The 1,904-nt window shown below is 37.2% G+C and carries 3 protein-coding genes; 1 reads left to right on the plus strand and 2 read right to left on the minus strand.

Translation table 11 applies throughout. The features are described from left to right. Positions 1–3: 3 nt before the first annotated feature. Both O0J15_RS20900 and O0J15_RS20905 read right to left on the minus strand, forming a co-directional pair. The gene (locus tag O0J15_RS20900; RefSeq protein WP_117646980.1) at positions 4–822 is read right to left on the minus strand and encodes an EbhA; all 819 of its coding nucleotides are present in this window, start codon (positions 820–822) and stop codon (positions 4–6) included. A gap of 26 nt (positions 823–848) precedes the next feature. Beyond that, a complete protein-coding gene (locus tag O0J15_RS20905) occupies positions 849–1,418 on the minus strand; it encodes a helix-turn-helix transcriptional regulator (protein WP_117646979.1) in 570 nt (189 codons plus the stop codon). Positions 1,419–1,576: 158 nt separating this feature from the next. Here O0J15_RS20905 and O0J15_RS20910 point away from each other — a divergent pair, with 158 nt between their 5' ends. Continuing rightward, a complete protein-coding gene (locus O0J15_RS20910; protein ID WP_117646978.1) occupies positions 1,577–1,762 on the plus strand; it encodes a hypothetical protein in 186 nt (61 codons plus the stop codon). Positions 1,763–1,904: the final 142 nt, after the last annotated feature.

Raw genomic sequence — 1,904 nt, forward strand, 5'->3', positions numbered from 1 at the left:
GTGTTACTTTATTTCAATCAGCTTATTATAGATTTTCTCAGTTAACGCCGTTTGCTGACTTGCAGTAAGGTGTTTTGACGTACGAATGACAACCGTCCCATAAACGTAATGAGAGCCAGGGTTTAGAATGCCTTGACCATCAAAGGCGCTTAGGTAGGTGTTACGGGATTTGGCTTCATCAGAGGTTTTATAAACTTCAATGTTTCCGCCGGCGTCTGTCCCTTTATCTACAATATCAGCACCTTCTACAGCTTCAGTTACCTGGTTATCAGTAAAGTAGATTGAGGCAGTATAACCACCTTGTTTATTTAGGTTTCCATTAGGGTCATTGCTTTCTGTCACTGACTGAATACCTGTAACTGTATCAATCTCTTTTAAGCGCTCCTCTACAAAACTTTGACGTGGATTGGTGATTTGGGCTAGTTGCTTAACACTATTTGTATATGCTAAAGAACTATCAGCTAAAGACTGAGTAGCTTTTGAATAATCTATTGGTTGATTAAGCGACTTGGTTTGTTTCTTGATAGCTTCGGTTTTATCTGCTACCTTTGGGATTTTCCTTAGGTCACTTTTGGCGGTTGCTACTGCTGTTTTTAGGTTGTCTAAAGTCTTTACATCTAGTGGCTTCTGGTTTGACTTAACGAGCTTTTCAGCTTTGGCAATCTCACTTTTTAGCGTCTTATTCTTTGCCTTAACTGTCTTAACAGCTTTATTAAAGTTTGTGACAGCCTCTTGGTGAGGGGCGTAACTTAGGAAATAATAAGCTGAACCACCACCAATAACTAGCAATGCGACCAATGCAACAATAATTTTCTTTTTCATGTTTGTTTCTCCTCTATGCGCGTGGGTTAGTCTTGGCTATTCGATAGATTATTAAAAGCCAATATTTCAATCAATTTATATAATTCTTCTCTTTCGTTATCTTTGAGAGTACCCCAAAAAAGAAGCAATTTAACCACACTGTCAGGCAATCCCCAAAGGTTTTCTAATACATTTCTCATCGCAACAGAAACAGAATCTTCTATATTCCATCCGTCGATAGATTCTCCGTTTTTTAGTTGCTCAATTTGTGAGTATTCTTTGATAAATTCTTTTTTAAAATATTCCATCACTGTTGGTAAGTTTTTTTCACCAATAGTATCAATAGAGTTAAGTATATCAACATCCAACTCCTTTGATTCCTCTATGCTCTCAAAATAAGAATCCATGTCTTTATAATCACTATATCCCAGTAGATACCCAATGGGCACTTCAAAAAAATCTGCTAGTTTTTGCGCTTTGTCAGATTTGATTTGGCGTTCATCATTTTCCCAAGCTATAATGGTACGCTTTGAAACTCCTATTTCATTTGCTAATTTGGCTTGAGTGAACCCTTTTTCTTTTCTGAGGATTTTAAGCCTATTTTCTTGTGTTTCCATGTTTTACCTATTTTCTTTATCTTACGATGAAATTATAACATATTTCAAAGTGAAATAAAACAGCACTTTCTGTTGACAAATAAAATTAAGTGCTATATAATGACACCATAAAGTAAAAAAGTGAAATAAAACAGCACTTTTTGGAAAGGAGGTCTTTTATGCAAATTACACAAGACCAAGCGAAAGCCGTCCGCAGAAAGCAGGCGGATAATATGTTGACGGCTAAGGCAACGGCTGAAGCCATTGGTGTAACTGCTGTAACTTATCGCCGTATTGTCAAAGGCGGAGAGTTTAAGAACGGAGTTTATGCTAAAGTCATGGAATGGCTAGCAAAAGACTATTAAGGAGGTACAGCATGAACATTGTTTACATGGACGGCAAGAAAGAGCCGTACACAACAAGCGAGATAATCTCTGAATGTGCTGAGGTCAAGCACCATACTGTCACACGACTAGTCAGAGAACATAAAGCAGATTTTGAATCATT

The sequence above is a fragment of the Stenotrophomonas sp. Sm10 genome (genome assembly GCF_030985515.1).
Classification (GTDB): domain Bacteria; phylum Pseudomonadota; class Gammaproteobacteria; order Xanthomonadales; family Xanthomonadaceae; genus Stenotrophomonas; species Stenotrophomonas hibiscicola.